General features: G+C 64.0%; 12 protein-coding genes. 3 read left to right on the top strand and 9 right to left on the bottom strand.

Annotated features, from left to right (window positions below; genetic code table 11):
- Positions 1–83 precede the first annotated feature (83 nt).
- Together ISG32_RS11305 and ISG32_RS11300 are read left to right on the top strand one after the other, a co-directional pair.
- The gene (locus ISG32_RS11305) at positions 84–689 is read left to right on the top strand and encodes a class I SAM-dependent methyltransferase (protein WP_194771125.1); all 606 of its coding nucleotides are present in this window, start codon (positions 84–86) and stop codon (positions 687–689) included.
- Entirely contained in the window at positions 674–1477 is an 804-nt protein-coding gene (locus tag ISG32_RS11300) for a tRNA-uridine aminocarboxypropyltransferase (RefSeq protein WP_194771124.1), read from the top strand. The genes ISG32_RS11305 and ISG32_RS11300 overlap by 16 nt, the downstream gene beginning before the upstream one ends.
- Here ISG32_RS11300 and ISG32_RS11295 read toward each other — a convergent pair.
- The 3 genes from ISG32_RS11295 to ISG32_RS11285 all read right to left on the bottom strand — a co-directional run bounded on the left by ISG32_RS11295 (position 1444) and on the right by ISG32_RS11285 (position 3049).
- Positions 1444–1689 carry a hypothetical protein gene (locus ISG32_RS11295; protein ID WP_194771123.1) on the bottom strand — a complete coding sequence of 82 codons (246 nt, stop codon included), beginning with the start codon at positions 1687–1689 and terminating at the stop codon, positions 1444–1446. The two genes, ISG32_RS11300 and ISG32_RS11295, sit on opposite strands and share 34 nt — an antisense overlap.
- A 175-nt stretch (positions 1690–1864) precedes the next feature.
- A complete protein-coding gene (locus tag ISG32_RS11290; protein WP_194771122.1) occupies positions 1865–2413 on the bottom strand; it encodes a DUF2939 domain-containing protein in 549 nt (182 codons plus the stop codon).
- 84 nt (positions 2414–2497) lie between these two features.
- The gene (locus ISG32_RS11285; protein WP_194771121.1) at positions 2498–3049 is read right to left on the bottom strand and encodes a ferritin-like domain-containing protein; all 552 of its coding nucleotides are present in this window, start codon (positions 3047–3049) and stop codon (positions 2498–2500) included.
- Between the two features lie 233 nt (positions 3050–3282).
- On the opposite strand from ISG32_RS11285, the gene ISG32_RS11280 reads away from it, so the two are divergent.
- Complete coding sequence (locus ISG32_RS11280) at positions 3283–4368, top strand: glycosyltransferase (RefSeq protein ID WP_194771120.1); 1086 nt, start codon at positions 3283–3285, stop codon at positions 4366–4368.
- A gap of 53 nt (positions 4369–4421) precedes the next feature.
- Here ISG32_RS11280 and ISG32_RS11275 read toward each other — a convergent pair whose 3' ends face one another.
- The 6 genes from ISG32_RS11275 to ISG32_RS11250 form a co-directional block, all read right to left on the bottom strand.
- Positions 4422–5549, bottom strand: a complete 1128-nt coding sequence (locus tag ISG32_RS11275; RefSeq protein WP_194771119.1) for a BclA C-terminal domain-containing protein — start codon at positions 5547–5549, stop codon at positions 4422–4424.
- A 58-nt stretch (positions 5550–5607) separates the two neighbouring features.
- A complete protein-coding gene (locus ISG32_RS11270) occupies positions 5608–6369 on the bottom strand; it encodes a hypothetical protein (RefSeq protein ID WP_194771118.1) in 762 nt (253 codons plus the stop codon).
- Between the two features lie 691 nt (positions 6370–7060).
- A complete protein-coding gene (locus ISG32_RS27755; protein ID WP_194771117.1) occupies positions 7061–8182 on the bottom strand; it encodes a BclA C-terminal domain-containing protein in 1122 nt (373 codons plus the stop codon).
- 91 nt (positions 8183–8273) lie between these two features.
- Positions 8274–9011 carry a hypothetical protein gene (locus ISG32_RS11260; protein WP_194771116.1) on the bottom strand — a complete coding sequence of 246 codons (738 nt, stop codon included), beginning with the start codon at positions 9009–9011 and terminating at the stop codon, positions 8274–8276.
- A gap of 500 nt (positions 9012–9511) precedes the next feature.
- Entirely contained in the window at positions 9512–11620 is a 2109-nt protein-coding gene (locus ISG32_RS11255; protein ID WP_228529751.1) for an acetate--CoA ligase family protein, read from the bottom strand.
- On the bottom strand, positions 11620–12615 hold the full coding sequence (locus ISG32_RS11250; RefSeq protein WP_228529750.1) for a tripartite tricarboxylate transporter substrate binding protein: 996 nt from the start codon (positions 12613–12615) through the stop codon (positions 11620–11622). The genes ISG32_RS11255 and ISG32_RS11250 overlap by 1 nt, the downstream gene beginning before the upstream one ends.
- Positions 12616–12695 lie beyond the last annotated feature (80 nt).

The raw sequence follows: 12695 nt of genomic DNA, 5'->3' as shown, positions 1-12695 counted from the left end.
CCCCCGCCGCTTTCTTTTGGGCGCGGCGGTCTTCCTTTCCTGTTTTCTTCCAGTTTTTCCTTCCAGTTTTTTCAGGAGCATGCGTGCAATCAGCCAGCGAGCAGTGGTTTGACGAGGCCTACTACCAGCGTTTTTATTTCGACAAGAAGACCAGCGTGATCGATGTCGAACATTCGCGGCGGTTGGGCGCGTTCGTCTGCTCGTACCTTGTCTATCTGCGCGTGCCGGTGGCGCGGGTGCTCGATGTCGGCTGCGGCATCGGCCTGTGGAAGGAGGCGGTGAGCCAGCATTTCCCGGGGGCGAGCTACCACGGGGTCGAGTTCAGCAGCTATCTGTGCGGGCGCTATGGCTGGGAGCAGGGCTCGGTGGTCGACTACCGCAGCGACGAGCCATTCGATCTGGTGATCTGCCAGGGCGTGCTGCCTTACTTGAGCGCGTCGGATCTGAAGCTCGCGCTCGAGAACCTCGGTCGTCTGAGCCGGGGCGGTCTCTACGTCGAGGCCGTGAGCCGCGAGGACTACGAGCGCGGCGTGATCGACGAGGACCTCACCGATGCGCGGCTGTACCGCCATCGCGCGGCGCTGTATCGCCGTGGTCTGGCGTTGAATTTCCACGAATTGGGCGGCGGTGTCTGGGTGAGCCAGCGCTGCGAGGTGCCGATGTTCGAGCTCGAATGCAAGCAGGATTGAACGCTCCGCGTGCACCGCATGCGGTCGCGCGCCTGAGCACCGCGCGCCGCGCGATCAGCACCCGGCCGTTTCTGGCGCGTGGCGGCTCCAGGGTGGCGCGCTGCGAGGGCTGCCGCCTGCGCCTGTCGCACTGCCTCTGCGGTATCGATGTGGAGCAGCGCACGCGCGCCGGCATGTGCCTGCTGATGCACGACGCCGAGCCGCTCAAGCCCACGAACACGGGTTGGCTGATCGCCGATGTGGTGGCCGATACGTTTGCGTTCGGCTGGTCGCGCACGGAGAAGAACGACGCCTTGCTGGCCCTGCTCGAGGATCCGCAATGGCAGCCCTATGTGGTGTTTCCGCGCGAGTTCGTCGATCCGCCCGAGCGCGTGGTGGAGACGGTGGCGGGCCCGCTGGAGGCTGATGCAGGCGCTGCCGCGTCAGGCAGGCGCCCGCTGTTCATCCTGCTCGACGCGACGTGGCCGCAGGCGCGCAAGATGTTTCACAAGAGCCCGTATCTGGACCGGTTTCCGGTGCTGAGCCTGCATCCTGAACAGGTGTCGGCCTACCGGTTGCGGCGCTCCACGCGCAGCGATCATTTCTGCACCAGCGAGGTGGCGTCGCTGTGCCTTGAGCTCGCGGGCGAGACGGCCGCATCCGGCGTGCTCGCGGCATGGCTCGATGTCTTCACCCATCACTACGAGCAGGCCCGCAATCAGCTGCCGCCGCATCGGAACGGCCAGGCGCATCGGCATCTGAGGGAGAGCCTGTCTCAGTCCAGCGCGAAGCCGGTTTCGGTGAGCTGAAGCTCGCCGTAAGGGCCGTCGCGCAGCCAGCCCTTGTCCTTGGCGAGCTGCACGGCCTGCTGCTGGTCTTCCTGCGAGATCTGGTGGCGCGCCATGTCGTGCGTGAGGTTGTCGGGGCTCATTCCGTCTCCGGCGCGCAGGCCTTGCTCGTTCACCATGATGAAGAGAATGCGCTTGGCGATCGTTTCCTGTGGACTGGGTGCGTTGGACATGCCGGTGGACTCCTCGGATCGTTCAGGTCGATGAAAAATGAGGGCAGGAAGATCGCAGGCGTTGCGATCTCCGTGAATGTGAGCCGTTTGTACTGCACGCCACCGCGCGCGGCTGTCAGCCGAGAGGCAGTCCTGTCATCGGAGGGCAATCGTTTGCAGCGCCGCCGCTGCGCTCTCAGGTGTCCACGTTCACGAGCTTCCAGCCCATGAGCCCGTCACGGCGGAAGATGAAGGCACTGCCCGGCTGGCTCTTGCGGAACACGCGCACCTTGCTGAAGCCCTGATACGTCAGCGAGAAGCTGCGTTCATCGTTTCCCTTGGCCTGTTCGCTGGCCGCGCCGTCGTTCTGTGCGGGCTTGGACTGCGAGACCTTGGGGCCGAACTGGCCGGTCTGCATCAGCATCATGACGCCTGCGGGCGAGACGAGGTTGTCCACCGCAGCGCCCACGACGATGCTGCCCAGCGCCTGGCCGATACCGCCGAGCGGATTGGACGGGTCCTCGCTTTGGGGCAGGCGGTTGGCGATGGTGCTCATCATTTTTCCCTTGAGGTTCTCGCGCAGCACGGGAAAGTCGACGTACTGGGCGAGCGCGTCGGCATCCTGCGCGTCCATCGCCTTCTTGATGGAGTGCATGGCGATGTAGGGCGATGCGTAGAGCAGCACCGCGATGGCGAGCACCACCGCGGTCACCGCCGCGATGACGACGTTCTTTGAACTCTTCATGGTTGCCTTCGGCTTCAGTTGAAATTGCGCCCGATGTTCGCACAGCCGCAGGCTCCCGTGGGTTCAGCGCGCGGTGCGACCGGATCAGCCGGCCCGCTTCATCCAGTCGGAGAGCTCGTCCGCATGCTCCTGCTCCTGCTCGAGGATCTGCTCGATCAGGCGCCGCGTCGTGTGGTCCTTGTCGCCGATCAGCGCGACCATCTGCGTGTACGCCTCGATGGCCACGCGCTCGGCGATGAGGTTGGAGCGGATCATCGCGTGCAGGTCCAGCTGCTCGTTGTAGTCCGCATGGCTGCGCTTGGTGAGCGAATCGGGATTGAAGTCGGGCTCGCCGCCCAGCTGCACGATGCGCGCGGCGATGCGGTCGGCATGCGCCTGCTCCTCGTTGGCATGCACGAGAAACTCGCCCGCGATGGCCGGTGACTCCAGCCCGGTGGCCGTGAAATGGTGGCGCTTGTAGCGCAGGATGCAGACCAGCTCGGTCGCGAGCGAGTCGTTGAGCAGCCGGATGATGTCTTCGCGGTAGGGGCTGACATCGGGCAGCACGGCGCCTTTGTCGAGGCTGCGCTTCGCGGCGTTGAGGCGCTTGGGGTCGAGCTGCAGTTTTTCCTTCTTGGAAGATTTGGAGTTGGTCATCGTGGAATTCCTCTTCGTGTGGGGATGTTCTGGAAATTCGTTTGCCTGTACCTGCGCTGTGAAGTCAGCGCTCAATCACCGTAGTCCGCCGGCCCCGGCTTGTCTGTGAGACAAAGCTGACACTCGCGGCGGGCGCGGGGCGTGTTCCATTCGGAAAAAGCCAACCCGGGCACGGGCTCACCCCCTAGAATTTGCCGGTTCCGACCGTTGTCCAACCACTCTTTGACTGACCCATGCCCGCCAGTTCCAAGTCCACCATCTGCCTGAACATGATCGTCAAGAACGAGGCGCACGTGATCGAGCGCTGCCTCGCCAGCGTCCGGCCTTGGATCGATCGCTGGGTGATCGTGGACACCGGCTCGAGCGACGGCACGCAGCAGGTGATCCGCGACTTCATGGCGGGCGTGCCCGGCGAGCTGCACGAGCGCCCATGGAAGAACTTCGCGCACAACCGCAACGAGGCGCTGCAGCTCGCGCGCGGCGGTGCGGACTATCTGCTCTTCATCGACGCCGACGAACAGCTGCAGATGCCCGAGCGATTCGCGTGGCCGCAGTTCACGGCCGACGGCTATTTCCTGACCTGCCACATGGCGGGCACGGAGTACCAGCGCAACGCGCTGGTCGCCACGCGCCGCGACTGGCGCTGGGAAGGCGTGCTGCATGAATACCTCACCGCGCCGAACGTGCAGCCCTGGGCGCAGCTGCCCGGTCCGGTGATCTTCGTGTCTCATGATGGCGCGCGGGCCAAGGACCCGACGACCTATCTCAAGGACATCGCGTTGCTCGAAGACGCGCTCAAGACCGACCCGGGCAACACGCGCAATGTGTTCTATCTCGCGCAGAGTTATCGCGATGCCCAGCGCCTGCCGCAGAGCCTCGAGCGCTACCGCCAGCGCGCGGGCATGGGCGGCTGGGAAGAGGAGCGTTGGTTTGCGCAGTTCCAGGTGGCCAAGCTGCTGGAGCGCACGGGCGCGGCCGCCGAGGTGGTGCGCGAAGCCTATCTGGCGACCTACGCCGCCCGCCCGCAGCGGGCGGAGCCGCTGTGCGAACTGGCCCGTTTCTGCCGCGAGCGCGGTGAACACGCGCTCGGCGCGCTGTTTGCACTGCAGGCCTCGCAGATGGAGATGCCGACGGACATCCTGTTCGTGGATGCGTCGGTGTATCGCTGGCGGGCGCTGGATGAGCTGGCGGTCAACGCGTTTTACACGCCGCACAAGGATCCGGGCAAGGCCGCCGTGAAAGAGCTGCTCTCACGGCAGAGCTTTCCCGAATCCGAGCGTGCGCGCATCGAGGGCAATCGGCAGTTCTACCAACTGTAGGCTGGCACGAGAAGCGACGATGGGGGAAGCACGCTGCGATGCTCATCGCGGTTTTATTTCAACCGGACGATGCTCATGCGTGCTCCTGCACCACCTTGCAAGGTGGCTGCACCCGCCAGGCCATAGAGTCTCAAATCGACCACTTGACCTGCTGTCAGATTCAGGATGGACTGTCCCGAAAAGCTGCTCAGTGAAAGTGCCGAAGTGAAGTTCAGTGTCGCGTTGCAGGTGCCGTCGATGTAGACGCAAGCACTCATGAGCAGTGCTGCAGTGACGTTGATGGAGTAGGTAATGAGATAGGAGCCGTTCTGAGGAACGGTGAAATCGGTGTTTGCGGATGACGTGACTCCGGATAAATTCTGCGTCGGCAGCGGGACTTTCGAGTCGCCCAGAACCAATGTGATGAGCGAGCCAATGGTATTGGTCGCAGACGCGAATACCTCGGTGAAAACTGTTCCAGTGGCTCCCGTAGCGCCTGTCGCACCAGTGGCGCCAGTCGCCCCCGCAGGCCCTGCGGCTCCATCCGCTCCTGTGGCACCGGCTGCACCAGTTACCCCTGCAGTGCCGTTCAATCCCGGTATGCCCTGTGCGCCTGCTGCACCGTCAACTCCATTGGTGCCTGCAGCGCCGGTCGGGCCGGTGGGTCCAGTGGCACCCGTTGATCCGGTCGCACCCGTGGCTCCCGTTCCGGAGGCTCCTGTGGCACCGATGGGGCCCGTAGGTCCTGTCGCTCCAGTGGCCCCCGTTCCTGCATCCCCCGTGGCTCCAGTAGCGCCCGTTGCCCCGGACGGGCCGGTAGGTCCGGTCGCTCCAGTGGCTCCCGTGGCTCCAGTCGCTCCGACCGCACCGCCTGCTCCTGTCAGCGGAGTCAAGCCATCGGGCCCTGCACCCGCACCGCTCAGGCACGGTCCCAACTGGCCGTCGGTGCTGAGGCAGGTCAGTACCTGCTGAGCCGTGGAGCCCGGCACCGTCGGAACGAACACATTGTTCGTGGTGGCATCGTCGACGCGCAAGTACAGATGGCTGCCGCCGCTGTCCTGCACCACCACGCGGCCCGAGGCTGGCGGACGCAGGATGACGTCGTCGGCGTGGACGATGGCGGGCGCGGCGCCCAGCGTGCCCAGCCCGAGGCTGAGTGCGGTGAAAAGACGGGTACGGGCCAAGCGATGTGAGCAGGTCATACAACAACCCCTTCTGGTGAAATTCGATGTGTTGGAAACGAAAACGGACAGCAAAGAATCAATCGCCCCGGGCACGGCGTGATCGCATGTGACGGCGCAGCAGCGCACCGCCACCGAACGCCGCCAGCAGGGCGGAGAGCAGGGCGAGCGCGGGGCCGCCGGTGGCGGGGACAGGGGCGACGCCGGAGCTGCCGCCGTTGTTGCCTGGCGCGCCGGGGCAGCCGGCGGGTGGCGTACTGCCGACCCACACGCCGGGGGCCAGATGCACGTTGGCATCCTGTCCGGCCACCGACGCGCCGGCCGCGAGCTGGATGCCCGAGCAGGGCCCGCCGTCGATGTAGATGTCCTTGGCCGTTCCCGTGCCGGTGAAGGCGAGATTGCCGCTCACGGTCTGGACGGTGTTGGGCGGCAGGACGATGTGCAGCGTGCCGGTGCCCGAGTCGATGGTGAGGTTGCCGAAATTCGTGCTGCCGCTGATCTGGATGGAGCCGACACCGCAGGCGTTGGCGAAGCGCAAGGTGCTGGTGCCCGCGTTGTAGGTGCCCGAGTTGCTCCAGCCTGCGTTGACCTCAAGCAGCCCGGAGCCGCCGTTGACGACGCCCCCCGCATTGATCGCGGCGTTCCGTACGAGCACGAGCGAGCCGGAGCCCAGACTCAGCGTGCCGCTGACCGAGAGCTGCGTACAGGCGAGTGACTCATAGCCGGTGGTGAGCGTGTTGTCCCCGCCGGCGGGGACGATGAGGTCCGCCCAGGCCGTTCCATGTGCGACCGCAAGTCCAAGAAAAAGTACCGTGGGGTTCAGTTGAAGGTTGATCCGCATAAGACCTCGCTGGGATGGCGTGGAAATAATTAGAAATCAAGCCTGCAAACCAAGCACTCACGATTTTTATGAAATAAATTAACTGAAAGGAATGGATCAGAAAATTTCTCACGAAGTTTCTGGTGCGATGAAGCGAGGGAGTGTCCTGTAAATGCTCTATCTTCCCGAATATTGCATTGGGGAAAACAATTGACTCTAAAGATTCACCTTTAGCGATGGCTACCACCAGGTGGTTTGAATATCACAATGAATTTCAGGGGCAGGCGAATGTCTGTGGCAACTATTCATTGAATTTCTCTATATGCCGTGTGCGTCGAGGTCCGTTTTTCGTGCGGCAATTGAATATGGTGACGGATGCTGGCGACACTTTTTGTCCACTCATTGCGATAAATGGCATTTTTCAACTGGAAAATCGCGATTGTTTTGATCTCATTCTTCCAAATGGCTCTCAATGGTTGTCAACGTTGAAAATCAGTCTCGGAATTTTTGGGTCTATGCGGAGCGGGCTCAAATCAAGAAACATCGCGCCCGCATCGTCCAGTTCCAATGACCGAGACGGATGCGAGCGCGGAAATATGGCGGGGCGCGGTGCGGGATGGCACCTGGTTCGTTGCCTTGGCGCGAGTCCTGTGTTCCTGACACCACCATATGTGCTGCGGTCTTTGCCGCAATCTTGTATGCAGTGCCTTTCTTATTGAAGTCGCACGGCTGTCAGCGAGGCACCTGCTCCTCCTCCACCTCCCCCTTGCAATGTGACCGAACCGGAACCCATGAGCCGTAGGTTGAGTTGCGTGTTGGCGGGCAGGACGACGATGGCCTGCCCCGTGAACAGCTGGGCCGCCGCTGCGGACGACTGCTGCAAAGCAGCGATGCAATTGGAACCGCTGCTGTTGTTCTTCGAGACGCATGCGCCGTTGGCCACGGCCGCCGTCGTGCGGACGTTGTAGCTGACCAGATAGGTGCCGGCCGCGCCGACATTGAAGAGCTGGCTGCTGCCGTTGGGATTGAAGCCGCTGCCGATGACCTGCTGATCGGCCAGCGCGATGCGCTCCCCGTTGGCGGACAGCGAGATGGTGCCGCCCTGCGTGTTCTCGGCGGACATGAAGGAGGTCAGGGTGGAGCCTGATCCGGTCGCACCGGTCGCTCCGGTGGCACCCGTTGATCCGACTGCGCCTGCGGGGCCGGCGTTGCCCTGAGCGCCTTGGCTACCTTGCGGCCCCGTCGGTCCTTGAGGCCCCTGTGGTCCTTGCGGGCCGATGGGGCCCATTGCGCCAGGGGCGCCGGGAGTTCCTGCGGAACCATTCGCACCTGTCGGGCCTGCGGGACCGGCTGCTCCCGTGATGCCCGCGGCACCAGTAGCTCCCGTGGCTCCAGCGGGGCCGGTTGGTCCGGCCGCACCCGTTGAGCCGGCTCCTGAAGAGCCTGTTGCCCCTGTGGCTCCGGTCGGACCCGTGGCACCCGTCGCCCCAGCGGGGCCCCCAGCGCCAACGAGCGGTGTCGACCCGTCGGGGCCAGCGCCCGCACTGGCTTTGCAGGGGCCCAATTGGCCGTTTGCATGAAAGCATGTGAGCGCTTGCTGCAGGTCCGAAACAGGCACAGTCGGGACGAACACGTTGTTGGCGCTGGAGTCATCAATGCGCAGATAGAGGTTCCCGCCGCCGCTGTCTTCCACGACGACGCGCCCCGTCGATGGCGGGCGAATAATCACGGCGTCGGCCCAGACGAGCGGGGCGGCGGTCATGAGACCTGCGCCCGCCATGAGCGTGAGAGTGGAACAAAGACGAGTGCGTGCAAAGCGATGTGCGCAGGTCATGGAGTTTTCCCTTCCTCTGGAGATCGGATGTGTTTTTGAAAAGTGAAGCGATCGGGGAGCGTGTCGAACCGCCCGGAGCGTGTTGACGCACTCAGGGGCGGGGCGGTCTCTTGCGCCGCCCCAGCGCGCCAGCGCCCAGCGTCGCGAGCAGCACGGCCAGCAAGGTCAGCACCGTGCCGCTGGTCGCTGGAACCGGAGCCGACTCGGCTGGCGCAGGCGGTGGCCCTCCCGGGCAGCCCATGGGCGGGGTCTTGCCGATCCAGACGCCCGGGGCGAGTTGGACGTTCGCATCCTGGCCGCTCGAGGTGGCCTCGCCCAGCAACTGGATGCCGGAGCAGGGACCGCCTTCGACGCGGATGTTCTTCGGGTTGCCGCCGAAGACCAGCGCGCCGCTGACGGTCTGGTTGGTGTAGGGCGGCAGGTTGATGTGCAGCGTGCCGTCCCGCGAGTCGATGGTGAGATTCGCGAAATGGGTGATTCCGGTCACATGGACGGTATCCACCCCGCAGGCCCGGGTGAAACGCACGGTGCTTGCACCTGCGTTGAAAGTCCCGGCATTGGCCCAGTTGCCATTCACCTCCAGCAGTCCGGAGTCGCCGTTGATGGTGCCGCCCGCATTGATGAGCGAATTCTTGATGAGCACCAGTGAGCCGGTGCTCAGATTGAGCTGGCCGCTGACGGTGAGATCCGTGCAGGCCAAGGAAACAAAACCGGGATTGAGGGTATTGAGCCCATTGGCGGGAACGATCAGATCGGCCCAGGCAAAGGAATGGAACGTCGCCAGTGCGCAAAAGAGCGCGGTTGATTTCAATGAGAAATTGTTTCGCATATTTCCTCACAAGTGGTGCTTGGAAATAATTAGAAATCAAACTGCAAATTTATTACTGGCAATACTCTCGAAAATTATTAAATTAATTCGATCCATCTCATTATTCAATGGATGATCAAAATCAATTGTGTATATGTGTCATCGATTGGGTGAGTTGCTGCATCTGGCGGTGGTGATGTGATTTTTACTATTTGGTAAATATCGACGTCATTTGAGAATACCTACTTTTCCCCGGTCTTGATATCAATCAATTCGTCGAGCGGTGCTATTGCAAGGGGAATCTCATTAAATTGAGTTTCTTTATTGCGCGCGGTGATCCGCGGCGCAATTTTTTTGTGAAATGCATCAAAATTGCCGTGGCAGCGACACTTTCTGTTGAAGTGTTGCGACAACGGCGCTTGCTTGCAGCCGGATTGCGAGTCCCCGAGCGAATGGCGCAAGAAAAATGCCCTGGACTGCCGGGGCGGCGGTCCAGGGCAGGGCTTTGCGGCTGGAGGAAATCAGCTGCGTTCCACCAGCGCGTCGACGACCATGGCGCCCTCGCCGACGGAGCCCACGAGCACCGGGTTCAGATCGAGCGAGGCGATCCGGTCTTTCGCCGACATCGCAAACTGGCCGACGGCCACGGCCAGCTCAGAGAGCGCGGCAATGTCCATCGGCGGTTCGCCGCGCACGCCGTCGAACAGGGGCGCGATGCGCAGCGTGCGCAGCGCCGCCTGGACTTCTGCCGCGCTGAAGGGGGGCATCAGCACCACGCAGTCGTTGAGCGCTTCCGTGTACTTGCCGCCATCTCCCACGACCACGACCGGGCCGAAGACCGGATCGACATGCGCGCCCACCATGAACTCGTGGCGGCCCCTGTGCATGGCGGCCACGATCACGCCGTCGCGCGCCGCTTTCAGCGCGTCCATCTTGTTCCAGAACTGCTCGAACAGCGCGCTCGCCGCATCGGCGGAGGCCACATCCAGCGCGACGAGCCCATGTTCGGACTTGTGCGGAATGTCGCGCGAGCAGGCCTTCATCACCACGCGGTGGCCGCCTTCTCGGATGCGCTCGTAGGCGCGGCGTGCCTCGTCGGCGCTCTGGCACAAGTGCATGGGAACGACCGGCACTCCGTGCTGGCCGAGCAGCGCCAGGCTCTGGGCCTCGTTCAGGAACTGGTCGTTGCCGGGAGGCAGCTCGACGGTGAGGGCGGCGGGAGCGGCCACGCGCGGGCGGCGCATGAGTGCCGTGTGATTGGCGACCTGCGCGAGCACGCCGATGGCGTCGCCCTCGTTCGGAAAGGTGGCGATGCCGTGCGCGCGAAACGCCGAGGCCACGCTCTCCTGCCAGGCCGCCACCGCGACGGGTTTGCCGGCCGCCTTTTCAAACGCTGCGGCATCGCGCGCGAAGCGCTCCACGTCATAGCCCGCGCCCGCCACCGGAATGTTGATGAAGAAGAGATCGGCCGCAGGGTCCTTGGCCACCTCGGGCAGCACGTCGCCGAACAGGCCGCTGTTGGAGAGCAGCGCGGCGGTGATGTCGATGGGGTTCTGCGTGGTCGCGAAGCCGGGGAGCTTGGCGGCGAGCGCGTCCTGCGTGCGTTGGGCCAGCTCGGCCATCGGCAGCTTTTCGTCGTCGGCCGCGTCGGCGCCCATCACGCAGCTCGCGCCGGAGTTGCTGATGACCACGAGGCGCTTGCCCTCGGGACGCCAACCCTTGAGGTAAGCCTGTGCCGCGCGTGCCTGCTCGTGCGGATCGCGCACGCGCCAGATGCCGTGCTGCCTGAAGAAGGCATCGACGGTGCGGTCTTCGTTGGCGAGCGAGCCGGTGTGCGACGACGCCGCGCGCTGACCGCCCGCCGTGCGCCCGGCCTTCACCGCGACGATGGGCAGGTCGCGCGAACGTGCGTACTCCGCCGCCTGCGCGAGGATTTCCGGCTTGCTGATGCTCTCCAGATAGAGCAGCAGCAGCTTCACGTCGGGGTCGTGCGCGACGGCCAGGGCCATCTCGCCGACCGTCACGTCGGCTTCGTTGCCGGTGGCGTGAACATGGCGCACGCCGATGCCGTGGCCGCGCAGCAGTCCGTAAATCATCGAACTCATGCCGCCGCTCTGGCTGACGATGGCGACCGGGCCGTCCTGCGGAGGCACCTCGATGAACATGGTGGAGAAGCCCGCGATCGCGCCGGTGCCGAAGTTGGCGAGGCCCTGCGTGTTGGGTCCGTAGAGCCGCATGCCGCTCGCGCGGGCCTTGGCGAGCATGTGCTGCTCGAGCTCCTTGCCCGCCGCGCCCGTCTCGCCGAAACCGGAGGCGATGATCACCGCCGATTTCACGCCGCGCTCCGCGCACTCCTCGACGGCCGCGACCGTCTTGTCGCCGCCCACGACGATCAACGCGAGATCGGGCACCTCGGGCAGCGCCGAGAGCGATGCGTAGGACTTGTGGCCCTGGATTTCATCGCGGCTGGGATTGATGGGATAGATCTTGCCCTTGTACCCATGACGCTGCATGTAGAGGATGGGGCGGCCACCGATCTTGTGGATGTTTTCCGATGCGCCGATGACGGCGACCGAGCGTGGGTTGAGCGCCGATTCGAGCAGGTCCATGTCGTGTTTTCCAGTTGGCATCAGTCCACCTTGGCGCCGGAGGCCTTGACCACCTTGGCCCACTTGTCCACTTCGGACTGGATGAACTGGCCGTAGTGGGCGGGCGTGTTCCATGCGGACGAGAAGCCCTGCGCTTCGAAGCGCTGCTTGACGTCCGGATTTTCGAGCGCCTTCTTGAGCTCGGCGTTCAGCTTGTCGATGATCTCCTTGGGCGTGCCTGCGGGGGCCTGGATGCCGTTCCACGCGATCGCCTCATAGCCGGGCAAACCCGCTTCCGCGACCGTCGGAATGTCGGGGGCGATGGGCGAGCGCTGGCTGCTGGTGACGGCAATCGCCTTGAGCTTGCCGCCCTTCACGAAAGGCATGGACGACAGCATGGTGTCGAACATCAGATCGGCCTGTCCGCTCATCACGTCGGTGAGCGCGGGCGCGCTGCCCTTGTAGGGGATGTGGTTCATCTTCGTGCCCGCCATGGCGCTGAAGAGTTCGGCGGACAGATGCGTCGACTGGCCGTTGCCCGAGGACGCGAAATTCAGGCCGCCGTTCTTGGCCTTGGCGAGCGCGATCAGCTCCTTGACGTTGTTGGCGGGCAGGCTCGGCGTGGCGACGATCACCAGCGGCCCGCTGGTGAGTTGCGAGACCGGCGCAAGGTCCTTGGTCATCGAGTAGTTGAGCTTGGAGAACAGCGACGGATTGATCGCGTGCGCCGTGGTCGCCACCATCAGCGTGTAGCCGTCGGGCGCGCTGCGGGCGACCTGTTCGGCGCCGAGATTGGCGCCCGCGCCGGGCTTGTTGTCGATGATGACTGACTGGCCCATCTGCTCCTGCAGCTTCTGCGCAACCACGCGCGCGACGATGTCGGTCGGGCCGCCCGGCGGGTAGGGAACGACGAGCTTGATGGGCTTGTTCGGGTAGTCCGTGGCGGCGGTCGCGGCAAAGGGCGCGGCCATGCAGCAGAGTGCGGCGCAGGCCAGGTGGATGGTCTGGCTGCGTGTGGTGTGGGTGGGCTTTGTCATGCTTGTCTCCTTCATCAGGTCTTGTCGAGTGGGTGAATGAAAGTGGCGGTGGCGGGTCCTTTGTGCCCGCCTTTTTCGGG

Origin of the sequence: Diaphorobacter caeni (assembly GCF_015354245.1) — a bacterium.
Lineage (GTDB): Bacteria > Pseudomonadota > Gammaproteobacteria > Burkholderiales > Burkholderiaceae_C > Diaphorobacter_A > Diaphorobacter_A caeni.
The sequence above is the reverse complement of the archived record's forward strand: the minus strand, read 5'-3'. Positions and strand labels throughout refer to the sequence as shown.